General features: G+C 74.7%; 19 protein-coding genes. 6 read left to right on the top strand and 13 right to left on the bottom strand.

Going from position 1 to position 21,366, the window contains the following annotated elements; translation table 11 throughout:
* Positions 1 to 12 precede the first annotated feature (12 nt).
* The gene (locus AB0E05_RS02560) at positions 13 to 678 is read left to right on the top strand and encodes a VTT domain-containing protein (RefSeq protein ID WP_361958133.1); all 666 of its coding nucleotides are present in this window, start codon (positions 13 to 15) and stop codon (positions 676 to 678) included.
* Between the two features lie 11 nt (positions 679 to 689).
* On the opposite strand, the gene AB0E05_RS02555 is transcribed toward AB0E05_RS02560, so the two are convergent.
* Entirely contained in the window at positions 690 to 1,721 is a 1,032-nt protein-coding gene (locus AB0E05_RS02555; RefSeq protein WP_361958130.1) for an MBL fold metallo-hydrolase, read from the bottom strand.
* Positions 1,722 to 1,843: 122 nt separating this feature from the next.
* A complete protein-coding gene (locus tag AB0E05_RS02550) occupies positions 1,844 to 3,073 on the bottom strand; it encodes an aminotransferase class I/II-fold pyridoxal phosphate-dependent enzyme (protein WP_361957520.1) in 1,230 nt (409 codons plus the stop codon).
* A gap of 190 nt (positions 3,074 to 3,263) precedes the next feature.
* On the opposite strand from AB0E05_RS02550, the gene AB0E05_RS02545 reads away from it, so the two are divergent.
* From AB0E05_RS02545 to AB0E05_RS02535, 3 genes are all read left to right on the top strand, one after another.
* Complete coding sequence (locus tag AB0E05_RS02545) at positions 3,264 to 4,748, top strand: phosphatase PAP2 family protein (RefSeq protein WP_361957517.1); 1,485 nt, start codon at positions 3,264 to 3,266, stop codon at positions 4,746 to 4,748.
* Positions 4,749 to 4,850: 102 nt separating this feature from the next.
* Positions 4,851 to 5,672, top strand: a complete 822-nt coding sequence (locus AB0E05_RS02540) for a class I SAM-dependent methyltransferase (RefSeq protein ID WP_361957514.1) — start codon at positions 4,851 to 4,853, stop codon at positions 5,670 to 5,672.
* A gap of 80 nt (positions 5,673 to 5,752) precedes the next feature.
* Positions 5,753 to 6,106: a VOC family protein gene (locus AB0E05_RS02535; RefSeq protein ID WP_361957511.1), complete on the top strand. Its 354-nt coding sequence runs from the start codon at positions 5,753 to 5,755 to the stop codon at positions 6,104 to 6,106.
* Positions 6,107 to 6,148: 42 nt separating this feature from the next.
* On the opposite strand, the gene AB0E05_RS02530 is transcribed toward AB0E05_RS02535, so the two are convergent.
* From AB0E05_RS02530 to AB0E05_RS02515, 4 genes are all read right to left on the bottom strand, one after another.
* Positions 6,149 to 8,119, bottom strand: a complete 1,971-nt coding sequence (locus tag AB0E05_RS02530; RefSeq protein ID WP_361957508.1) for a DUF5107 domain-containing protein — start codon at positions 8,117 to 8,119, stop codon at positions 6,149 to 6,151.
* Positions 8,120 to 8,254: 135 nt separating this feature from the next.
* Positions 8,255 to 9,151, bottom strand: coding sequence for an arginase family protein (locus tag AB0E05_RS02525; protein ID WP_361957505.1), 897 nt, complete (start codon positions 9,149 to 9,151; stop codon positions 8,255 to 8,257).
* Between the two features lie 31 nt (positions 9,152 to 9,182).
* Entirely contained in the window at positions 9,183 to 9,761 is a 579-nt protein-coding gene (locus tag AB0E05_RS02520) for a GNAT family protein (protein ID WP_361957502.1), read from the bottom strand.
* Positions 9,762 to 9,827: 66 nt separating this feature from the next.
* Positions 9,828 to 10,079: a lipopolysaccharide assembly protein LapA domain-containing protein gene (locus AB0E05_RS02515; RefSeq protein WP_361957499.1), complete on the bottom strand. Its 252-nt coding sequence runs from the start codon at positions 10,077 to 10,079 to the stop codon at positions 9,828 to 9,830.
* Positions 10,080 to 10,248: 169 nt separating this feature from the next.
* Here AB0E05_RS02515 and AB0E05_RS02510 point away from each other — a divergent pair, with 169 nt between their 5' ends.
* Together AB0E05_RS02510 and AB0E05_RS02505 are read left to right on the top strand one after the other, a co-directional pair.
* The gene (locus AB0E05_RS02510) at positions 10,249 to 10,995 is read left to right on the top strand and encodes a GntR family transcriptional regulator (RefSeq protein WP_361957496.1); all 747 of its coding nucleotides are present in this window, start codon (positions 10,249 to 10,251) and stop codon (positions 10,993 to 10,995) included.
* A 23-nt stretch (positions 10,996 to 11,018) separates the two neighbouring features.
* Positions 11,019 to 12,110, top strand: coding sequence for an adenosine deaminase (locus tag AB0E05_RS02505; RefSeq protein ID WP_361957493.1), 1,092 nt, complete (start codon positions 11,019 to 11,021; stop codon positions 12,108 to 12,110).
* A 367-nt stretch (positions 12,111 to 12,477) separates the two neighbouring features.
* On the opposite strand, the gene AB0E05_RS02500 is transcribed toward AB0E05_RS02505, so the two are convergent.
* Genes AB0E05_RS02500 through AB0E05_RS02470 form a run of 7 tightly spaced genes read right to left on the bottom strand, consistent with a single transcriptional unit; the run spans position 12,478 to position 21,335 of the window.
* A complete protein-coding gene (locus tag AB0E05_RS02500) occupies positions 12,478 to 13,491 on the bottom strand; it encodes an LD-carboxypeptidase (protein WP_361957490.1) in 1,014 nt (337 codons plus the stop codon).
* Positions 13,488 to 15,497 carry a prolyl oligopeptidase family serine peptidase gene (locus tag AB0E05_RS02495; protein WP_361957487.1) on the bottom strand — a complete coding sequence of 670 codons (2,010 nt, stop codon included), beginning with the start codon at positions 15,495 to 15,497 and terminating at the stop codon, positions 13,488 to 13,490. Before AB0E05_RS02495 ends, AB0E05_RS02500 begins: the two co-directional genes overlap by 4 nt.
* Before the next feature lie 11 nt (positions 15,498 to 15,508).
* A complete protein-coding gene (locus tag AB0E05_RS02490; protein WP_361957484.1) occupies positions 15,509 to 16,873 on the bottom strand; it encodes a M20/M25/M40 family metallo-hydrolase in 1,365 nt (454 codons plus the stop codon).
* Positions 16,866 to 17,699, bottom strand: coding sequence for a M55 family metallopeptidase (locus AB0E05_RS02485; RefSeq protein WP_361957481.1), 834 nt, complete (start codon positions 17,697 to 17,699; stop codon positions 16,866 to 16,868). Before AB0E05_RS02485 ends, AB0E05_RS02490 begins: the two co-directional genes overlap by 8 nt.
* A gap of 47 nt (positions 17,700 to 17,746) precedes the next feature.
* Positions 17,747 to 19,126 carry an amidase gene (locus tag AB0E05_RS02480; protein ID WP_361957478.1) on the bottom strand — a complete coding sequence of 460 codons (1,380 nt, stop codon included), beginning with the start codon at positions 19,124 to 19,126 and terminating at the stop codon, positions 17,747 to 17,749.
* The gene (locus AB0E05_RS02475) at positions 19,123 to 20,736 is read right to left on the bottom strand and encodes an amidohydrolase (RefSeq protein WP_361957475.1); all 1,614 of its coding nucleotides are present in this window, start codon (positions 20,734 to 20,736) and stop codon (positions 19,123 to 19,125) included. Before AB0E05_RS02475 ends, AB0E05_RS02480 begins: the two co-directional genes overlap by 4 nt.
* Positions 20,733 to 21,335 carry an urea carboxylase-associated family protein gene (locus AB0E05_RS02470; protein WP_361957472.1) on the bottom strand — a complete coding sequence of 201 codons (603 nt, stop codon included), beginning with the start codon at positions 21,333 to 21,335 and terminating at the stop codon, positions 20,733 to 20,735. The genes AB0E05_RS02475 and AB0E05_RS02470 overlap by 4 nt, the downstream gene beginning before the upstream one ends.
* Positions 21,336 to 21,366 lie beyond the last annotated feature (31 nt).

Here is a 21,366-nt window from a genome sequence, read left to right as displayed (position 1 = left end):
GTCGTCGGACAGCTGTCGGAAACGGTGGGCGGGCTCTCGGACGCCGTCGGGCGGCTGCCGCCCGAGTCCACCCAGCAGGCCGTCGGCTACCCCTCCCTCTTCCTGCTGGTGGCGCTGGGAGCGCTGGTGCCGGTGGTGCCCACGGGCGCGGTGGTCAGTTCCGCCGCCGTGGTCGCCTTCCACCAGACCGACCCGCTGGCCCTGTTGTACGTCTTCCTGGTGTCCGCCGCCGCCGCGTTCCTGGGCGACGTGACGCTGTACTGGCTCGGCCAGCGCGGCGTGCGCTCCCGCAACGGCTCCCGTTGGCTGGCGGAACTGCGCGCCCGCGCCGCGCCCGAACGGCTTGAGCAGGCGCAGCAGAAGCTGACGGACCACGGCGTGGCGGTCCTGGTGCTCTCCCGGCTGGTCCCGGCCGGGCGGATCCCGGTGATGCTGGCCTGTCTGCTCGCCCGGATGCCGCTGCGCGCCTTCGTCCGCGGCGACGTCCCCGCGTGCCTGGCGTGGGCGGCGACGTACCAGCTCATCGGCATCCTGGGCGGCTCGCTCTTCGACGAGCCCTGGAAGGGCGTGCTGCTCGCGGTCACGCTCACGGTCGTCATCAGCGGCGCCCCCGCGGTGTGGCGCCGGCTGCGCCAAGGCCGCCCGCACCGCCCGGACTCCGCCGGCGGCCACGCCTAGGACCTGTACGGTCACCCCTCCAGGACGCGCGACGCACCGACCGGCAGGTCCCACAGCCGCTCGCGCGGCCTGCCCGTGCGCTCCCACGCCGCCCGCAGTCGCTCCAGCGGCTCCAGGACGGGCTCGGCGGACAGCGCGAACGTCGCCCAGTGCATGGGCGCCAGGTGGCGGGCGCCCAGGTCCTCGAAGGCGCGCACCGCCTCCTCCGGGTCGGTGTGCACGTCGCTCAGCCACCACCGCGGCGCGTACGCGCCGATCGGCAGCAGCGCCACGTCGATGCCGGGGTGCCGGCGGCCGATCTCCTCGAACCAGTGGCCGTAGCCCGTGTCCCCGGCGAAGTACACCGATCCGCCGGTGGCGTCGGTGAGCACCCAACCTCCCCACAGGGTGCGGTTGGTGTCCGTGAGGGTGCGCCGCGACCAGTGGTGGGACGGTACGAAGTCGAAGCGGACGCCCGCCAGCTCCGCGCCCTCCCACCAGTCCAGCTCCGTCACCCGGGTGAACCCCCGTCTGCGGAACCAGCGCCCGAGTCCCGCGGGCACGAACACCGGGGTGGCGGGCGGCAGCCGCTTGAGGGTGGGGGCGTCCAGGTGGTCGTAGTGGTTGTGACTGATGACGACCGCGTCCACCGGCGGCAGGTCCTCCCAGCGCACGCCGACGGGGGTGAGCCGGGCGGGGGTGCCGAGGATGCGCCGTGACCACACCGGGTCGGTCAGTACGGTCAGCCCGCCCATGCGCAGCACCCAACTGGCGTGTCCGGCCCAGGTCACGGCGATGGTGGTGGCATCCACGGCGGGCAGCGGGCCCGGTTCGAAGGGCAGCCGGGGCACGTCCCGCAGCCCCCGGACGCCGGGGCGCAGTCCGCCCTCGCCGGCGAGGCGCAGCATGGCGCCGAAGCCCGGCATGGGGGCGGTGAGGCGGTCGGCGAACGACCGGGGCCAGCGGCGCAGTTCGCCGAGGCGCCGGGTGCGGGAGCCCGGTGGTGCGGTACGCGCCCCACCGGCAGCCCGCGTCTCCTGCTGCGTCGTCTTCGGCGTGTTCATCGTCTTCGCCAGGTCGATGGTGTCCACAGCGCCCCCTGTGCCGGTTCCTCGTGTGCCTCCGCGTGCCGCACGGTCTCGACTGCGGTCCTTCCCTCCGTGCCGTCCGTCATCCGGGGCTCCGATCACCGCAGTTCATCGAAGGCCGTGCCCAAAGTGCTCAACGCCGCCGCGACGTGCGGCAATTCCAGGGGCGCCGGGGACGTCAGCGACTGCGAGCGCTCCTCGGGCGTCGCCCCCGCGAGCGGCCCGGTGGAGATCCGCACCCGCAGTGCGCCCAACTCGTCCCCGAACCGGTGTCCGCCGGGCACGGGCGCGTTCAACCGCCCCGTCAGGTACTCCTCCAGTTCCATGGAGTCGTTCACCCCGCGGGCGGCGAGGGCGGGGCGCAGCGGTCCGAGGTCGACGTAGAGGTGGCGTCCGGCCTGCGGCGGGCGGGCGAGGGCGCCGGACGCAAGGACGGCGAGGTGGGCCGCCTCGGCGAGTTGTCCGTGCAGGGCCGCGGCCCGCTCCGCCCGGTCCAACACGGGTGCCGGTTCGTCCAGGGCGTACGCGGCGGCGACCGCGACGGGCTCCGCGACGAACGCGCCGAGGGCGGTCAGCACGTCCAGGGTCCGCTCCCGGTGCGCCCGGTCGGACTCCGGGAACCGGGCGACGGCGGCCGGCCACGACGACGGCAGCAGCGCGCCCACCAGGTCGGTGAGGACGGTGACGTCGTCGGGGCACATCTCCGCGGGGCTGACCAGCACGGTCTCGTGGGGTCGGTGCAGGGTGTCCCGCCACGTCTCGTCGCTCACGATGTGCAGCCCCTCCGACACGGCCGCCTCGCACGCCTCCCGGACGAGTTCGGGGGGCGCCACGCTCGCGGTGGGGTCGTCGGCGACGGAGAGCAGCAGCACGCCGGGCCGTCCGCCCTCGGCCCGTACCCTGCGCACGGTCTCCAGCAGCGCGTACGGGTCGGGCACGCCGCCGCTCTCCGCGGGCGTGGGCACGTGGTAGGCCGCGTGCCGCAGCAGCCGGGCCTGCGGGGTCCACCAGGCGGGGCTCGGCCGGGGCAGCAGCACGTCCCCGTCGTACGCGGCGAGCAGCGCGAACAGCAGCGCCTGCGCCCCGCTGGCGCACACCACCTCGTCGGGGCGGGTGCGCAGTCCGCGGCGGGCCCAGTACCCGGCGGCCGACTCGCGCACCGCGACCGTGCCGCCCGGGGGTTCGCCCGAGGCGCGGGCGGCGGCGTCGGCGACGGCCGTGACGAGTTCCGCCACCACCGGCAGCCCCGCCTCGGGGGCGCCCGGTCCGAAGCGGACCGGGCCGTGGTCCTCGGCGGGCCCGTCGCCCTCGGTGCGGCCGGGGGCCATGCGCGTCACCTCCGTCGCTCGTGCCGCGGCGTCCTCCTGCCGTACCGCCCTCCCTGCCCTTTATACGGACGGCGGGGGTCGTCCGCCCGTCGACCTGGGCCACCCGCGCGGGGCCGCCGGACGGTCCGGGTCGGCGGCCGATCGGCGGGTGGGGAGCGTGGACGGGGGCGGTGGCGGGTAACCGCGAGCCATGAACGACACGGAACTTCAACGCCGGTGGGTGAGCCGGTGGGACCGACGGATCTTCCAGGGCGTGGCCCGGCAGCAGTGGCCGGGTGCGGAGCCGGTGCTGCCCCGGCTGAGCCGGGCGGCCAACCACGGCGTGCTGTGGTTCGGCGCGGCGGCCGGCATCGCCGTCATGGGCCGCGACGCCCGGGCCCGCCGCGCGGCCGGGCGGGGCGTGGCGTCCCTCGCCCTCGCCTCGGCCCTGATCAACACGGTCGGCAAGCGGGCGGTCCGCAGGTCGCGTCCGCTGCTGGACTCGGTGCCGCTGGTGCGGCAGCTGAAGCGGCAGCCGTTCACGACGTCGTTCCCCTCGGGGCACTCCGCGTCCGCCGCCGCCTTCGCCACGGGCGTGGCGATGGAGTCGCGGGGGTGGGGTGCGGTGGTCGCGCCGCTCGCCGCTTCGGTGGCGTTCTCCCGCGTCTACACGGGCGTGCACTATCCGAGTGACGTCCTGGTGGGTGCGGCGCTCGGGGTGGGTGCGGCGTTCGCGGTGCGCGGGCTGGTGCCGACCCGTTCCCAGCTGTCGCCGCCGGTGGCCCACCCGGTGGATCCGCCGGCGCTGCCGGACGGCGACGGCCTGGTGGTCGTGGTCAACCGCCGGTCGGGGTCGGCGGCGCTGGCGGGCCTGGTCGCCGCCGCGCTGCCGCGCGCGGAGGTCGTCGAGTGCGAGCCGGGCGAGGTGGCCGGGGAGCTGGCGCGGGCGGCGCGGCGGGCCCGGGTGCTGGGGGTGTACGGGGGCGACGGCACGATCAATGCCGCGGCCACGGTCGCGGTCTCGCGCGGACTGCCGCTCGCGGTGTTCCCCGGCGGCACGTACAACCACTTCGCGCACGACCTGGGGATCGAGTCGGTGCAGGACACGTGTCGTGCGCTCGCGGACGGCGAGGCGGCGCGGGTGGACCTGGGGCGCTTCACGCCGGGTCCGGTCACCTCGGCGGGGCGCGCGTCGGTCGGGTACTTCGTGAACACGCTCAGCCTGGGGGTCTATCCGGAGTTGGTGACGTACCGGGAGCGCTGGGAGCACCGGGTGGGCGGCTGGCCGGCGGGGGTGCTGGCGGCGGCGAAGGTGCTGCGCCGGGGCCGTCCGCTGGTGGTGGAGGTGGCGGGGCGCCGGCGCCCGGTGTGGCTGCTGTTCGCCGGGAACGGCCTGTACCGGCAGTCGGGTCCGGCGCCCGGCAAGCGTCAGGACCTCTCGGACGGGTTGCTGGACGTCCGCATCGTGCACGGCGGCGCCGGTCCGGGGCTACGGCTGGTGGCCGCGGCGCTCGCGGGCCCGCTCAGCCGCTCCCCTGTCCACGCGGCCCGGCAGCGCCACCGCGTGCGCGTCGCGGGCATCGCGCCGGGGACCCCGCTCGCGTACGACGGCGAGGTGACCGAGTGCCCGGGCACGCTGACGGTCGACAAGCTGCCCCGGGCCTTGGTGGTGTACCGCCCCGAGCAGCTGCTCTGACACCCTCGCCATTGACCACATCTTGAGACGTCTATCCCGTCATGCGATACGGCGCCTCTAAGGTGGAGCCCCCGCCGGCCATCGTCGAGAGGACCAACTGCCGTGTCTGAGCCCGCCGTGCGCGAGACCGCCGTCTACACCCACGGGCACCACGAGTCCGTGCTGCGCTCCCACACCTGGCGCACCGCCGCCAACTCCGCCGCGTACCTCGTCGGCGAGCTGCGCCCCGGGATGCGGGTCCTGGACATCGGCTGCGGGCCGGGCACGATCACCGCCGACCTCGCCGAGCTGGTCCCCGGCGGCCACGTCACCGGCGTGGACCTGGCATCGGACGTCGTCGAGCAGGCGCGGGCGCACGCCGCGCAGCGGGGCGTCGACAACGTCCGGTTCGCCGTCGCGGACGTCAACGCGCTGGAGTTCGACGACGACTCCTTCGACGTGGTCCACGCCCACCAGGTGCTCCAGCACCTCGGCGACCCGGTGGGGGCGCTGCGCGAGATGCGCCGGGTCTGTCGCCCGGGCGGCACCGTCGCCGTCCGGGACAGCGACTACGCCGCGTTCGCCTGGTATCCGGCAGTGCCCGCCCTGGACACCTGGTCCGCGCTGTACCGCACGGTCGCCCGCGCCAACGGCGGCGAGCCCGACGCCGGCCGCCGGCTCCAGTCCTGGGCGCGCGCCGCGGGCTTCACCGACGTCACCCCCGGCGCGGGCCTGTGGTGCTTCGCGACGCCGCAGGACCGCGCCTGGTGGAGCGGGCTGTGGGCGGACCGCACGACGGCCTCCCAGTACGGCCGGATCGCGGTCGACGGCGGCCACGCCACCCCCGAGGAGCTGACCGCGATCGCCGACGGCTGGCGCACCTGGGGTGCGCACGAGGACGCGTGGTTCCTCGTGCCGCACGGCGAACTGCTCTGCCGCGCCTGACGGGTCGTCGGGCGGCGGGCCGCAGGGGTCTTCCCCGACTCCGTTTCCGCCGCCCGGCAGCGCGAACTACCCTCCCCCGTATGGAAATCCTCGGAACCACCCTGCGCATCTGCGTCGACGACCTGGACACCGCCACCGCCTTCTACGAGCAGCTCACCGGCAGCACCGCGCACCGCTTCGACCGCGGCGGCGTCTCGGCCGCCGCGGTCGGCTGCTTCCTGCTGATGAGCGGCCCGGAGGCGGAGTTGGAGGTGCTGCGCAAGGTGACCGCGACCATCGCGGTGAACGACGTGGAGGAGACGCACGCCAAGCTCGCCGCGGTGGGCGCGCAGGTGGTCGCCGGCCCGTTGGCCACGCCGGTGGGACGCAATCTGCTCGCCGTCCACCCCGACGGTTCCGTCTTCGAGTACGCGGACCGCAAGACGTCCTCCTGAGTCGGTCGGGACCGCCGCGTCGCCAGCGGTCCCGACGGCGGGTCACGACCCCGGGCGCATCCGGTACTCGTACGCGTCCGGGACCGGCCCCTCTGCCAGCTCGGCCCACACCTCGTTGAGGACCTCGGAGCCCTCCCGCAGGTCCGCCACCTCGAACCCGGCGTCGAAGATCGCCCGGGCCTCCTCCCGAAGGCCCTCCGCGACCAGCAGCCGGGCGTGGACCAGTCGGAAGCGACCGCGCTCTTGGACCCGGGGCCGCAGCCGGGCCCACACGGAGCGGGCGTCGGCGGTACGGCCCACGGCGAGCAGCGCCTCGATGGCCTCCCGCCCCAGCGCGGCCGTCGCCGCGGTCCAGCCCTCCTTGTCGTCGCGGCGCTCCTGGCACAGGTCGTCGAAGGCGTCCAACCAGCGCTCCGCCGCCCGCTCCGGATGGCCGCCCTCCTGGTCGGCGACGGCGAGGCAGCGCAGCAACGGCCAGCGGGACGGGGCGAGTTCGAGACCGCGCTCCCAGCTGCGGACGGCCTGGGCGCGGTCGTCGGCGTGCCACTGGGCGACCCCGAGGTGGTACTCGGTGAGGGGATCGGCGGGCGCGGTCTCCAGCATGTCGCGCCAGGCCGGGGAGACCAGCGAGGGGCCCGGCGGGGCGACCCGGCGCGGCTGCGGCAGCGCACCGGTGGTCAGCAGCTCCCGCCAGGGCGCCTGTTCGTCGCCGATGGTGGACTCGTCGAAGGGCGTGCCGGGCAGCTTCACCCCGGAGCGCAGCACTTCGAGCGCGCCCCAGCCGGAGCCGACCGCCAGGGTGCGGACCGGTTCGGCGTCGGCGCCGGGCCGCCAGGCGTCGTACGCAGCGTCCACCGCCGACCTCGGCAGCGCGCGGGCGAGCTTCTGCTCCACCTCGGCGACGGCCGCGGGCCAGTTGTCGCCGTGCACGGTGCCCGCGTCGGCGGCCAGCGGACCGTACGACTCCAGCCAGCTGAACTCCTCGCCGGCCTCCAGTCGCACGTGCTCCAGCTGGGTGCGGGCCAGGCCGGCCTGGATCTCGGCGTATCCGACGGTGCCCGGCTCGGTCAGCCACTCCTGCCAGCGCCTGCCGCCGCGCCCCGAGCCCCACACGAAGAGCTTGCGTCCGCGCAGCAGGTCGGTGGAGGTCTGGACGAGCCCGTGGCCGTCCTCGTCGAGGGAGGCGATCCACTTGCGGGCCGGGGTCGGCACTTCGTAGAAGTAGTCGCCGGGGAACTCGCTGCGCAGCGGGTAGGTGCGGTCCACGTCGCGGAACTCGGGCACCGGCACCCGGCGCAGGGTGCGCTCGTAGCCGAAGTACCAGGCTTCGTCGGCGGGGGCGACGACCCGGGTCCTCGGGTGCTCCTCGACGGCGATGTTGGACCACCAGTACACGGGCGCGGTGCGCTCGTGCGGATTGCGGACGCGCACGCCGACGTGGAGGAAGTCGGAGTCGGCCGGCAGCCACAGGTCGACCTGGAACGGCAGGTCGCGCAGCCGCTCCCACTCCCACAGCCGCACCATCTCGCCGCCGTCGGGTGCCGGCACCACCGCGGCGTGCAGCGGGGCGCACGACAGGGCGGTGTGACCGGTGGCGCCGATGTTCCACTCGATGCCGCCGGAGAACCAGGCGCCGTTGAGCGCGAAGTCGGCGGGCTGGAACACCGGGTTGACGTAGAGGAGTTCGCGGTCGGTCGGCTTGTGGTGCAGCGAGTGGATCCGGCCGCCGAGGCCGGGGAGCACGGTGGCCCGCAGCCGGTCGTTCTCGATGACGATCGCGTCGAGGTCGACGGGGGTGCGGTCGCGGCCGTAGCCGTCGAGTATCCGCACCGGCAGCAGGGTGCGCAGCGGTTCGTAGCCGATCTGCCGCGCCATGTCGCGCGGCAGGTCCCGCCTGGCGTGCTCGTCGAGGACGTGCACCTCGTCGAGCGGCCGGAGCGCGGGCAGCGGATTCGCCGCGCCCACGGGGGCCGCGGGCAGGGTCAGTACGGTACGCCGCACGGTGGTGGCCAAGGCAACCTCGCTTCGTTCGCGCCTTCTTCACGGGCCCGGCGCTCCCGGGGCCCGGTGACCATGGAACAGGTTCCCGGGCCCGGCGAACAGGGCCCGCACAAGAGCGGCTGCCCGGCACCGCGCGCTGCCGCCGGGTCAGTCGGCGAACGCGGCCACCACCAGGTCGGTGAGCAGGGCCGCGGCGGTGGCGTCCGGGTCGAGGTCGGGGTCGTAGATGGTGACGTTCATCCCGACGCAGCGCGGCGAGTTCACCAGGGCCGCGAGGACGGTGGCGGCCTCGTCGGGCAGCAGTCCGTCCGGGTCCGGGGCGTCCACGGCGGGCATCACCTCGGGGTCGAGGACGTCGGCGTCCAGGTGCACCCAGAAGCCGTCGAGCGCCTCGGTCTCCAGGCTGGTCACCACGCCGGCGATGGTCTCGGTGCCCCAGCGGCGCAGCTCGCCCACGGTCAACACGGGGATCTTCAGCTCCGCGAGTTCGACCAGGTCCTCGTCCCCGTCCCGGATGCCGACGAGTCGGACGTCCTCGTCGCGCAGATAGGGGCCGAGCCCCTCCAGGTCGCTGAGGTCCCGCTGGCCGCGGCCGGTGGCGATGGCCAGCTCTTCGCCGCCGGCCGCGCCGACGGCTTCGGCAGCCGAGTTGCCGACGTGCCGGAAGTCGGCAGAGGCGTCGATGGCGGCCAGTCCGTAGCGTCCCAGGCGGCGCAGCGCGAGCGCGGCGCCGAGTTGGATGGAGCAGTCCCCGCCGAGGACGAGCGGGAACGCGCCGGTGCGCACGTGCTGTTCGATCCGGTCGGCGAGACGGGGGGTGTACGCGGCGATCGCGGCTGCGTTGAAGACGCCGTCGCCGGGCTGCCAGGTTCCGCGGTCGTAGCGCGGCGGCACCACGACCCCGCCTTCCAGGGCGCGCAGCCGCTCCACGATCCGCTGCTCGCGCAGGGCGCCGGCGAGCTTGTAGCAGCCGGGGACCGTGCCGGGGGCGGGGGGCCGCAGCCCGAGGTTGGAGGGGGCGTCGATCACCACGATGTCTCGCATGGCCCCATCCTCACCTCAAGAGCCGTGCCGTTCAACGGGGGTTCGCCCCGGGCCGGCGGGCGTCGCGCAGTTCGGTCGTGATCGCCCACCGCTCGTGGTCGCGCCACGCCCCGTCGACGTGGAGGAAGTCGGGCGAGTAGCCCTCCAGACGGAAGCCGGCCCGTTTCACCAGGGCGATGGAGGCGGTGTTGGCCGGCTGGATGTTGGCCTCCAGTCGGTGCAGGGACATCGCCGGCCCGAAGGCGTGGTCCAGCACCAGGTCCAAGCCCTCCCCCAGCAGCCCGCGGCCGGCGGCGTGCACGAAGGCGCCGTATCCGAGGGCCCCGCAGCGGAACGCCCCCTGGACGATGTTGTTGACGTTGACGAAGCCGGCGATCCGGCCGTCCTGCCGCTCGCAGACGAGGAAGCCCGCCTTGTCGCCCCGGTCGCCCCGGTCGCCGGCTGCGAGGAGCTTCGTCGCGTACGGCACGTACTCCTCGGGCCGCAGCGGCGGGTGGAGCCACGGCCGGTGCAGCCCGGTGCTGGCCCGGGCCGCCGCGCAGAACTCCTCGGCGTCGTCGAGGGCGAACGGGCGGATGGCGACGCGGGCGCCGCTGACGAGGTACGACATCGCGCCAGCCTCGCCGCGCGGCCCGGGTGCGTCAACCGCGGCCGACGGGCGGGCCGGGCGGGCGCGTCATCCGGAGCGGCGACGGAAGAAGAGTCCGCCGCACAACGCGCCGACCAGGAACATCAGCAGCAGCGCGAGGTAGAGCGGCATCGTGACGAGCGGAATGATCAGCCGGATCCGGACCTGTTCGGTGTTCTCGGCCATGAAGACGATCGCGAGGACCACCAGCACCACGACCAGCGTCCTGGCGGGGGTGAACCAGTCGGCGACGCGTCCCCGTCCGCTTCTGCGCACCCTCGGTGCTTCCTTGGGGCTCATGGCTCCAGGATGGCCCGGGCCGCGCGGGCGGACCCCGGGGACGGGGCCGTACGGGTGACGCGCCGGGCCCGTCCACGGGGGTTCATCGAGCGAACCACCCACCGCACCCCAGCGCTGTCTGACAAGCTGGCCCCTGTCAGCCGCTGAAGCACCCGACCCAGGAGGCAGTGTGACGACCCACCGACGGCCGCGCCGGCCCGTCGTGGCCCTGTACGAGCGGATCGCGGACGCGATCCACACGGGCGTCCACCCACCCGGCTCGACCCTGCCGTCCGAGCCGCAGCTCGCCAAGGAGTTCGGGGTCAGCCGGCCCGCCCTGCGCGAGGCGCTGCTGCTGCTCCAGGAGGACGGGCTGCTCACCGTGCGCCGGGGCGTCGGCCGCACGGTGAACGCCGCTCCGCCCCGACGCGGTTACGAGCACCTCCAGCCGCTGGAGGAGCTGCTGGGCACGGGCGGTGCGCTCCGGGTGCGACCGCTCGCCCGGGACATGGAGGAGCCGACCGACTTCACCACCCAGCACCTGCACGCCCCGGCCGGCTGCGAACTGCGGTTCTGGGAGTCCGCGCTGGTGGCGGAGGGCACGGCGGCGGCGCTCAGCCAGGAGTGGGCGGCGCCGGACGACGTGCTGGCCCGGACGCACCCCGCCTTCGCCGCGGCCCTGCGCGACCCCGGCGCACCCGAGGGCGCCATGCTCGCGGTGCTGGCCGGCGCCTCCCGGGGGGTCTCCCTCACCGCGCACAGCGGGGTGACGGCCACCCTTCTCGGGCGGCGGCGCGGCGAGCAGCTGGATCGTACGGCGGACACCCCCGCGGTGCTGGTCACCCAGGTCGTACGGGTCGGGGACACCCCGGTGCTCGCGGCCAAGCACATGCTGCCGACCGGGTCGCCCGCGCTGCCCGTGCTCCAGTCGAACTGAGGTGTCGCGTACACTCCCACTGCATGCACTTGTCTGACATCATCCGCGCACCCAAGGTGGTTCTCCACGACCACCTCGACGGCGGTCTGCGCCCCGCCACGATCATCGAGCTGGCCCGGGAGTGCGGATACGACGCGCTGCCGACCACGGACCCGGCGGCGCTCGCCGTGTGGTTCCGGGACGCCGCGGACTCCGGGTCCCTGGAGCGCTATCTGGAGACCTTCGCCCACACCTGCGCGGTGATGCAGACCCGCCAGGCGCTGGAGCGGGTCGCGGCGGAGTGCGCCGAGGACCTGGCGGCGGACGGCGTGGTGTACGCGGAGGTGCGGTACGCCCCCGAGCAGCACCAGGAGCGCGGGCTCACCCTCGACGAGGTCGTCGACGCGGTGAACGCCGGCTTCCGCGAGGGCGAGCGCCGCGCGGACGGCCGGATCACGGTCCGCGCCCTGCTCACCGGCATGCGGCACACCGACCGCTCGCTGGAGATCGCGGAGCTGACCGTGGCCCACCGCGACCGGGGCGTCGCCGGCTTCGACATCGCGGGCGGCGAGATCGGCAACCCGCCGGCGCGGCACCTGCCGGCCTTCCGCCACCTCAAGCAGCACAACTGCCACTTCACGATCCACGCCGGTGAGGCCGCGGGCGCGGAGTCCATCCACGAGGCGGTGCAGGTCTGCGGCGCGGAGCGGATCGGTCACGGCGTGCGGATCACCGAGGACATCACGGTCCACGACGACGGCACCGCGACGCTGGGCCGGCTGGCGGCGTACGTCCGGGACAACCGGATCGCGCTGGAGGTCTGCCCGACGTCCAACCTCCAGACGGGCGCGGCGAAGGACTACGCCACGCACCCGCTGGACCTGCTGCGCCGCCTCGGCTTCAGGGTCACCCTGAACACCGACAACCGTCTGGTGTCGGGCACGACCATGAGCGAGGAGTTCCGGCACGTGGCGGAGGCGTTCGGGTACGGGCTGGCGGAGTTCGAGGAGCTGACGCTGTCGGCGGCGAAGGCGACGTTCCTGTCGTTGCCGGAGCGCCAGCGGCTGATCGAGGACGTGATCGTCCCGGGGTACGCCGCGCTCCGCGCGGAGGCGGGCGACCCCCGGGTCGCCTGACGCCCCACGGCGCCCAGCGTGCCGTCCCCTGCGGGTGCGTTGCCCCTGCTGCGGGCCGTCTGCGGTTACTCGCACAGCTCCCTCGCGGGCATGGGGGCACCCCCGCCGTAGCCCTGCGGGCTGGTTGGCCACTGCGGGCCGTCTGTGGTTGTTCGCGCAGTTCCCCGCGCCCCTGAGTGCCTGCCCCCGTCCGTAATGTGCTGGTTGCCGCAGGCACGTTGCCTGGCTCTGCCCCTGCGCCCGAAGGGCGCGGGGCTCCAGGGGCGCGGGGAACTGCGCGACCGACCCACCACGGTCCGCGGAGGCCAAGCAGCCCGCAGGGCTACGGCGAACGTGCCAGGGCGCGGGATCGCAAGGAACCCGCATGTCACGGGCCGAGCGCGGGGGTCTCCACGGTCAAGGTCGCATCGTTCGCGTTCAGGCACGCCCGCACGCCCAACGGCACCGTCACGTTGCTGGCGCCGTGGCCGAAGCCCAGTTCCTCCACCACCGGGACGCCCAGGTCGCCCAGACGGTCCAGGAAGAGTTCGCGCAGGGCGGGGTACGGGCCGCAGGCGGACCAGGAGCCGAGGGCGACGCCCGCGACGCCGTCGAGCCAGCCGCTGCGCAGCAGCTGGGTGAGGATGCGGTCCAGGCGGTAGCCCTCTTCCTCCACGTCCTCCAGCAGGAGCAGCCCGCCGCGCGCCGACGGCCGGGCGTGCGGGGTGCCGAGGTCCGCCGCGAGGAGGCTGGCGCAGCCGCCGAGGGTGACGCCCCGGGCCACGCCCGGCACCAGGGTGCGGGCCGTCGGGGCACCCAGGGTGAGCTGGGTCTCCGGGGCGAAGAGGGTCGCCCGCAGCGCCTCGCGCGAAGCACGGTCCGCCGTGAAGTTCGCCGTGCCCGGCATCGGCGCGTGCAACGTCGAGAAGCCGGCCCGTACGGCGAACGCCTCGTGCAGCGCCGTGACGTCGCTGAAGCCGACGAAGACCTTCGGCCCGGCCGCCCGGATCGCGGCCCAGTCGACCAGGTCGACCATGCGTTGTGCGCCGTAGCCGCCGCGGGCGCAGAACACGGCCGCGTACGACGGGTCGCACCACGCCGCCGTGAGGTCCCGGGCCCGCTCCTCGTCCCCGGCGGCGAGGTAGCCGAAGCGCGGGTGTGCACCGAGGACGTGCGGCAGGACGACGGGGTCGAGTCCCCAGTCGCGCATCAGGTGCAGTCCGCGGTCGAGGGCCTCCGCGGGCACGGGCCCGCTGGGGGCGACGACCGCGACCCGGTCACCGGCCCTCAGTCGCCGCGCCCGCGCGAGCGGCGCAACGGCAGCAACGGCAGCAACGGCAGGCGCAGCAGCGAGAACCGGAGCCGGTTGCCGCGCGCCGACGACGTCCATCGCGTCCGTCACGGGCCCAGCTCCAACACGGGCACGTCCGTGCGCGCGATGCCGAACGCCCGCGCGTACAGCGCCAGCTCCGCCTCCAGCGCCCGCACCATCGTCTCCGCCTTGCGGAAGCCGTGTCCCTCGCCCTCGAAGGTCAGGTACGCGTGCGGAATGCCGCGCTCCACCGCCAGGTCCCGCAGCCGTTCGCTCTGCACCGGCGGACAGATCGCGTCGTCCAGCCCCTGGAGCAGCAGGAACGGTGCCACGACGCGGTCCACGTGGTGCAGCGGCGTGCGCTCCCGATAGCGGTCGGGCACCTCCGCGAGGGGCCCGATCAGCGAGTGCAGATAGCGGGACTCGAAGTCGTGGGTCTCGCCGCTGGCCCACCCCATCAGGTCGAGCACTGGATAGATGATGGTGCCGCAGGCGTACGGATAGACGTCCGGCCTGGTCAGCGATGCCGCCGCGGTCCAGCCGCCGGCGCTGCCGCCGCGCACCGCGATGCGGTCGGGGTCGGCGGTGCCCTCCTCGGCGAGCGCCCGGGCCACCGCCGCGCAGTCATCCACGTCCACCACGCCCCACTGCTCGCGCAGCCGGTTGCGGTACTCCCGCCCGTACCCGGTGGAACCGCCGTAGTTGACCTCGGCGACGCCGATGCCGCGCGAGGTGAAGTAGGCCACCTCCAGGTCCAGCACCAGCGGGAACCGCCCGGTGGGACCGCCGTGCGCCCAGATCACGTAGGGCGGCAGTTCGTCGTCGGGGCCGGTGAGCCCGGGGTGGTGCGGAGGGTGGAGCTGGGCGTGGATCTCCCGGCCGTCGGGCCCTGTGAAGGTGCGCTCCCGGGACCGCGGGTAGTACGCGGGGTCGACCGGGTCCCGGTGCGCCGCGCCCACGACCCGGGTGTGGCCGGTGCGGGTGTCCAGTTCGACGACCTCGTAGCCGCCGTGCGGCCCGGCGGCCACGCCCACGACCCGCTCGCCGAGTCCGACCAGGTCCGACGCCCACTCGGTCCACGGCCCGACGGCGTCGACGAGTTCGCCGCGCTCGGGGTCGAGCACGCCGAGCGCGGTGGTGCCCCGGCCGTGGACGACCGCGATCAGCCCGTCGTCCAGCGGGCACAGCCAGCGCTGGCCGACCTTCCACAGGGCGCCGCCGAACTCCTCGTTCCGCCCGGGACAGAGCGCGGTGCCGGTTTCGGCGTCCGGCCGCCGGCGGTAGGGCTGCCACCAGCCGGCGGCGTCGGAGACGTACAGCAGGGAGCCGTCCGGCGCCCAGTCGACCTGGCAGACCGACTCGTCCGGCCCGCCGGCCACGGTCCGCACGTCGGTGATCCGCCCGTCGTCCGTGACGTCGCCGAGCAGCACTTCGGTGCCGTCCCAGGGCATCCGCGGATGGTCCCAGACGATCCGGGCGGCGTGCCGCCCGTCCGGGGAGAGCCGCAGGCCGGTGGTGAAGCGGTGCCGGTCGTCGGTCAGTTCCCGCACGGCGGCGCGGTCGTCCGCGGCCGAGCCGTCGAGCGGCACGGCGGCGACCACCCGGCGCACGTCGGTGGGCGCGTCGCCGGTGAACTCCTCCAGGACGCACCACACCTCGCCGCGGCCCGCCACAAGCTGCGGATCGGCCCACCGCAGCCCCTCCCCCACGGCGGAGAGCGGGGTCAGCGGGCGCGGCAGGGCCCCCGGCGCGTCGGGCTCGTACGCATACAGCCGCTGGTCGGGGAAGTGGACGAAGACGACGAGCGCGCTGCCGTCGGGGCGCACCGTCCCGGCCCAGGGGTGGCCGCCGTACTCGACGACCCGGCTGCGGACGTTCCACGGCGCGGGCAGTACGGACTCCTCGCGCCCGTCCGCGCGGCGGCGCACCAGGGTGCGGCGGCCGTCCTCGGCGGGGCGGGGCGCGGTCCACCAGACCTCTTCGCCGACCGTGCCGAGGAATTCGGGGCGTCCGTCGTGCAGCGCGGCGAGGTCCGCGCCGATCGGGGACGGCCAGGTGCCGTACGGCGCCGTGCCGGTGTCGGTGGTGGTCGTCATGCCGGGCTCCTTCACGCCGACCGCAGGTAGTGGTCCAGGACGTCGACGCCGAAGTGCAGGGCCTCGACCGGCACCCGCTCGTCGACGCCGTGGAACATGGCCGCGTAGTCGTAGCCCTCGGGCAGCTTCAGCGGCGAGAAGCCGTAGCCGGTGACGCCGAGGCGGGAGAACTGCTTGGCGTCCGTCCCGCCGGCCATGCAGTACGGCACGACGTGTCCGGTCGGGTCGAAGCGCTCGACGGCGGCCCGCAGCTTGGCGAAGGTCGGCGAGTCGACCGGGGCCTCAAGCGGCACCTCCCGGTGGTGGAACTCCCACGCCACGTCGGGACCGGTGAGCCGGTCCATCGTGGTGTGGAACTCGTCCTCGCCGCCCGGCAGCAGCCGGCCGTCGACGAAGGCCGTGGCGTGCCCGGGGATGACGTTCACCTTGTACCCGGCGTCCAGCATCGTCGGGTTGGCGCTGTTGCGGACGGTGGGCTCCACCAGTTCCGCGGCCCGGCCGAGCTTGGCGATCAGCGCGTCGGCGTCGAAGTCCGCGGCGTACGGGTCGGCGTCGATGCCGTGCAGCCGGCCCAGCTCGGCGAGCGCGGCGCGCACGGTGGGGGTGAGCCGCACCGGCCACTGGTGTTCGCCGATGCGGGCGACGGCGGCGGCGAGCCGGCTGACCGCGTTGGCGTGGTTGACCTTGGAGCCGTGTCCGGCGGTGCCGTGGGCGGTCAGCTTCAGCCAGGCGGTGCCGCGCTCACCGGCGGCGATCGGGTAGAGCGTCATCCCCGGCCCGGCGTGGAAGCTGTACGCCCCGGACTCGCTGATGCCCTCCGTACAGCCCTCGAAGAGTTCGGGGTGGTGGTCGGCGAGGAAGCCGGAGCCGTCCTCGGCGCTGGCCTCCTCGTCGGCGGTGAACGCGACGACGACGTCCCGGCGCGGTCGGACGCCGGCGCGCGCCCAGGCCCGTACGACGGCCAGGATCATCGCGTCCATGTTCTTCATGTCGACGGCGCCCCGGCCCCACACGACGCCGTCGCGCACCTCGCCCGAGAAGGGGTGGACGCTCCAGTCCGCGGCTTCGGCCGGAACGACGTCCAGGTGCCCGTGGACGAGGAGGGCGTCGGCGGTCGGGTCGGTACCGGGGATGCGGGCGACGACGTTCGCCCGGCCGGGGGTGCGCTCCAGCAGGACGGGCTCCAGGCCGGCGGCGGCCAGGCGCTCGGCCGCGTACTCGGCCGCGGGCCGCTCGCGGCAGTCGCCGCCGCCGCGGTTGGTGGTGTCGATGCGGATCAGCTCGGAGGTGAAGGCGACCACCTCGTCCCGCGCCTGCGCGTCGATCGGTGACCCGGTGTCTTCCAGGGCGCTCGTGGGGGTCGTCGACTCAGCCATACTGTTCCTCCATCGCCGCCGAGACGACGGTCGTGACCGCCTTGAAGGCGCGGATCGCCTCGTACATGGTTTCGCTGGTGTAGGCGACCTTGCGCTCGCCGCTCGGCCGCACGCCGGGCACCACCGTGGCCGAGCCGACCAGGTGCTCGGCGTCGAACTCCAACTCCACGGTGAACGGGCCGGCGGCGGCCGGCTCGTGCCGGACGGCCAGCCCGGTCGCCTCCTTCGCCGCCGCCCGGATGTCGGCGGCGGTACGGGTGGGGGTGCGGCACACCGCCGCGTAACGCGACACGTAGTCCTTCACCGCGACCTTGCGGGCGGCCGGCGCGTAGCCCTCGGCGTCCACGCAGGTCAGGTCGTCGCCGGTGACGAGGACGACGGGGACGCCGTACTCGGCGACGACGTGCGCGTTCAGCCAGCCCTCGCTCGCCCGGTCGCCGTTCAGCCACACCCCGGTGAGGGAGTTCGCGAGGTACGTGTGGGCGAGGACGCCCTCCGTGCCCGCGCCCGTGTGGTACCCGACGAAGGCGATCCCGTCGACGTCGCCGTGTTGGACGCCCTCCACCATCGACAGGGCCTTGTGGCGTCCGGTGAGCATCTGGACCCGCTCGTCGAGCCGTTCCAGCAGCAGGTTGCGCTGGGTCCAGTGGGCCTCGTTGATCAGCACCTCGTCGGCGCCCCCGTCGAAGAACCCGAGGGCGGCGGCGTTCACGTCGGAGGTGAACATCGACCGGCACCGCTCCCACTGGGGGGTGCCCGGCAGCACGTCCGCCGGCCAGGTGACTCCGGTGGCGCCTTCCATGTCGGCGCTGATGAGGATCTTCATGCTGCCTCACATTACGCGCCGGTCGACGGCGTGCAGCAGGGCCTCCTTCACCCCCGTGCGCCTTCGAGCAGGGCGGCGAGCCGCAGCAGCCAGGCGTCCTCGTGGGGGCCGGCGACGAGTTGGAGCCCGACGGGCAGCCCCTCGACCGGTCCCACGGGCAGCGACACGGCGGGGAATCCGGTGCTGTTGGCGGCGGCGGTGAAGTGGTCGCCGACGTCGGGCCAGCGCAGGGTGCGCCCGTCGGGCAGGGGCAGCTCGGTGGCGCCGATCGGCGGGGCGGTGACGGCGACGGTGGGCGTGGCGATCGCGTCGACCGAGTGGAACGCGGAGCGCAGTTCCCGCGTGATGCGCAGCCGCTGCCAGTGCGCGTCGCGCACCTCGTCCGCGGTCAGGAAAGCGCCGGCGGAGAGGAGTGCGCGCACACGGGGGTCGGTGGAGCGGTCCGTGGCCTGGGGCCGCAGCGCGGTCGCCGCCTCCGCGGCGAGCACGGCGACGTTGGTGAGCGCCGAGGTGCGGGTGGTCACCGGCAGCTCCAGGGGGACGACCTCGATCGCGTCGGGCAGCGCGGCGAGCGCGGTGCGGCAGGCCGCGTTCACCGCCGGGTCGGCCGAGGCGGTCCAGTCGACGGGCCAGCCGACCCGGACCCGGCGCCGTACCGGCGCCGGGACGGTGCAGGAGCCCGGGGCGGCCATCGCGAGGACGGCCGCCAACGCCGTGGCCGTGTCCCCGGTGATGACGCCGACGTGGTCGAGGGAGGGGGCCAGCGGCACGCAGCCGTCGCGGGGCAGCAGGTCGTACGTCGGTTTGAAGCCGACGACTCCGCACAGCGCGGCCGGGATCCGTACGGAGCCGCCGGTGTCGGTGCCGAGGGCCGCCGCCACGAACCCGGCGGCGACGGCGACGGCGGAGCCGGACGAGGAGCCGCCGGCGATCCGGGTGTCGTCCCGGGGGTTGCGGGTCTCGGGCCGGTGCGGATTGCCGTCCAGACAGACGGCGAGTTCGGTCATCGTGCACCCGGCCACCAGCCGTGCGCCGGCCGACCGCAGCCGGGCCACGGCCGCCGCGTCCCGGTCGGCGGGCGGGGGCGCCGCGGCGCGTCCGGCGCGGCTCGGGCGGCCGTGCACGTCGAGGTTCTCCTTGACGCCGAAGGTCACTTTGGACAGCGGGCCGTCCGGGGTGAAGTCCGCGTCCCAGTCGGTCCAGGTGAGCGCGCCGAGCCGGGCGTCGAGCCGCTCGGCCCACGCCGGATCGACCGCGGCCCGGGGCCGGACGGGCCCGACCTCGGGCAGTGCCGGCAACTCCGGTCGGGCGACGGGCGGGTGCGGGAGGACGCAGTGCGCGGAGCCGCTCAGCTCGGCCAGGCCGGTGCGCAGCGCGTCCAGTTCGGCGCGGGCCGCGGCGTCCAGCGGCAGCGGTCGGGCGGTCATCGGGCACCGCCCGACCAGCGGGTGACCCCGCCGACCACCGTCTCCCGTACGCCGATCTCCGGCAGGCCGTCCGGGTCCACCGTGAGCGGATCGTCGTCCAGCACCACGTAGTCGGCCAGCCGCCCGGGGGTGAGGCTGCCCTTCACGTGCGCCTCCCCCGCGACCGTCGCCGATCCCACGGTCTGGATCCACAGCGCCTCGGCGGCCGTGATCCGCTGGCTCGCGCCGAGCACCACCCCGTCCGGTGCGGTGCGGGTGACCATGTCCCGCAGCGCGATCAGCGGTTCGAAGGGGGCCGCGCTGTGGTCGGACGCGCCGGCGACCGGGATCGCGTGGTCCAGCAGCGTGCGGTGCGGGAACATCCGATGCAGCCGTTCGACCCCGTACCACCGGAGCAGTTTGGTGCCGTGGGCGGTGAGGTACGAGCCGAACGGGACGGCGGCAAGGCCCGCCGCCTTGATCCGGGCCGCGAGGCCGGGGCCGAGGACCGTGCAGTGTTCGATGCGGTGCATGAGTCCGGGGCGCGGGTGGGCCGCCTGGACCTGCTCGACGACGTCGAGGAGCACGCCGATCGCCCGGTCCCCGTTGGCGTGGACGGCCATCGCGCTCCCGGCGCGGTGGACCCGTTCGACGAGGGCGTGCAGCTCGGCGGTCGGGGTCACCTGCTCGCCGTGGTCGGGCGGGTCCGAGTCGCTGAAGGGCTGCTCCAGCAGACAGGAGTGCCCGGCCACCGCCCCGTCGACGAACGCCTTGAACCCGCCGACGCGCAGCCAGGCGTCGCCGAAGCCGCTGCCGACGCCGAGCGCGAGGAAGGCGTCGGCGTGGACGGCGTCGACGAGCGCGTTCACCCGGACCGTCAGCCGGCCCCGGCGGCGGGCCTCCTGGTAGCGGCCGAGTTGGCCCGGGGAGACCAGTGCGTCGCCGATCGAGGTGATGCCCGCCGCGTGGTACCGCGCGACGAGCCGTTCCACGCCCGCGATCCAGCCGTCCGTGGACGGCTGGTCCACGATCGCCTCGTCGCTCCACAGCAGTCGGAACAGCTCCGGTCCGTGCACCCGGCCGTCGGGCACGCGTTCCGGGTCGAGCCCGGCGAGCCGCAGGGCCGGGGAGTTCAGTACGGCGCTGTGGTCGGAGACGTGGGTCACCAGGACCGGTGCGTCGCCGCCCAGGGAGTCCAGGTCGCCGCGGGTGAGCGCGCGGGGTGCGGTGCGGGTCTCGTCGTAGCGGTGGGCGCGGACCCACTGACCGCGCGCCGCGGCCCTGATCCGGTCGGCCAGCGCCGCCAGCACCGCCGTCAGTTCGCTGAACTCCGGTGCTGCGAGGTCGAGTTCGTCGAGTCCGTTGGCCAGGTCGCTGAGGTGCTGGTGGGCGTCGTTGAAGCCGGGGACGATCACCCCCGTCTGGTGGTCGAGGTGTTCGGCCCCGGGGAAGCGCGACCGCAGCTCGGCCGTCGTCCCGGTGGCGACGACCTGCTCGCCGAGGACCGCGAATGCGGTGACGGGCCGGTCCGTCCCGGCCGTTCCGGGGGCGCCGGTCAGGGTGTGGACGCGGCGGGCGCTGACGATCCGTACCGACCCCGCGGGTTCTTGGGCGTGCGACGGCGTGTTCATGCGGAGCCGATCAGGGCCAGCAGCGGGGTGCAGTTCTCGTTGTTCGTCGGCCAGTTGTCCACGGAGCAGGAGGTGAGGACGACCACCGCCGGGCGGAGCATCCGCAGGGTGACGGAGTCACCGGCCGCGGATGCGGCGGGCAGGACGTTGAGGGCGCCGTCCGGGTCGGGCACCGAGTTCTGGAAGAGGTTCACCGGGTCGGGCACCACCGGCAGCGTGACGCCGACCGAGGCCGCCGCGGCCAGGAAGTTGTCGTGGCAGTTGGGGTGGTCGACGAGCCCGTGGCTCTCGTACAGCCAGCGGTTGCAGGGCGGGAAGAGCATGTCGTGCCGGCCGGGCGAGTCGTCCTCGGCGAACTCGGCGATCGGGTCGCCGAACTGGTCGGTGAACGACTCCCCCGGCCGGGGGAACATCCGCTCCAGCCGGTCCCTGGTGTGGCTGGTGGACAGCCAGCGGCCGTGGTCCGCGGCGTCGATCACCCACAGGTCGCCGACCTGGTGGCCCTGGACATCGGTGATCCTCACGGGTTCGCCCGCGGCGACGGTGAACGCGCGCCCCTGCCGTGCCGGAACCGTCACCGATCGTGCGGTCTCGTTCATTGCTGCTCTCCACCTCTTGAGCGGTGTCTGG

Origin of the sequence: Streptomyces sp. NPDC048057 (genome assembly GCF_040653095.1) — a bacterium.
Taxonomy (GTDB): domain Bacteria; phylum Actinomycetota; class Actinomycetes; order Streptomycetales; family Streptomycetaceae; genus Streptomyces.
The sequence above is the reverse complement of the archived record's forward strand: the minus strand, read 5'-3'. Positions and strand labels throughout refer to the sequence as shown.

Coding starts and splice junctions, on each gene's coding strand:
- AB0E05_RS02495 (WP_361957487.1), bottom strand. CDS start 15,497: ATGACGACCACCACCGACACCGGCACGGCGCCGTACGGCACCTGGCCG.
- AB0E05_RS02485 (WP_361957481.1), bottom strand. CDS start 17,699: ATGAAGATCCTCATCAGCGCCGACATGGAAGGCGCCACCGGAGTCACC.
- AB0E05_RS02490 (WP_361957484.1), bottom strand. CDS start 16,873: ATGGCTGAGTCGACGACCCCCACGAGCGCCCTGGAAGACACCGGGTCA.
- AB0E05_RS02470 (WP_361957472.1), bottom strand. CDS start 21,335: ATGAACGAGACCGCACGATCGGTGACGGTTCCGGCACGGCAGGGGCGC.
- AB0E05_RS02545 (WP_361957517.1), top strand. CDS start 3,264: ATGAACGACACGGAACTTCAACGCCGGTGGGTGAGCCGGTGGGACCGA.
- AB0E05_RS02550 (WP_361957520.1), bottom strand. CDS start 3,073: ATGGCCCCCGGCCGCACCGAGGGCGACGGGCCCGCCGAGGACCACGGC.
- AB0E05_RS02555 (WP_361958130.1), bottom strand. CDS start 1,721: ATGAACACGCCGAAGACGACGCAGCAGGAGACGCGGGCTGCCGGTGGG.
- AB0E05_RS02505 (WP_361957493.1), top strand. CDS start 11,019: ATGCACTTGTCTGACATCATCCGCGCACCCAAGGTGGTTCTCCACGAC.
- AB0E05_RS02480 (WP_361957478.1), bottom strand. CDS start 19,126: ATGACCGCCCGACCGCTGCCGCTGGACGCCGCGGCCCGCGCCGAACTG.
- AB0E05_RS02515 (WP_361957499.1), bottom strand. CDS start 10,079: ATGAGCCCCAAGGAAGCACCGAGGGTGCGCAGAAGCGGACGGGGACGC.
- AB0E05_RS02475 (WP_361957475.1), bottom strand. CDS start 20,736: ATGAACACGCCGTCGCACGCCCAAGAACCCGCGGGGTCGGTACGGATC.
- AB0E05_RS02520 (WP_361957502.1), bottom strand. CDS start 9,761: ATGTCGTACCTCGTCAGCGGCGCCCGCGTCGCCATCCGCCCGTTCGCC.
- AB0E05_RS02535 (WP_361957511.1), top strand. CDS start 5,753: ATGGAAATCCTCGGAACCACCCTGCGCATCTGCGTCGACGACCTGGAC.
- AB0E05_RS02525 (WP_361957505.1), bottom strand. CDS start 9,151: ATGCGAGACATCGTGGTGATCGACGCCCCCTCCAACCTCGGGCTGCGG.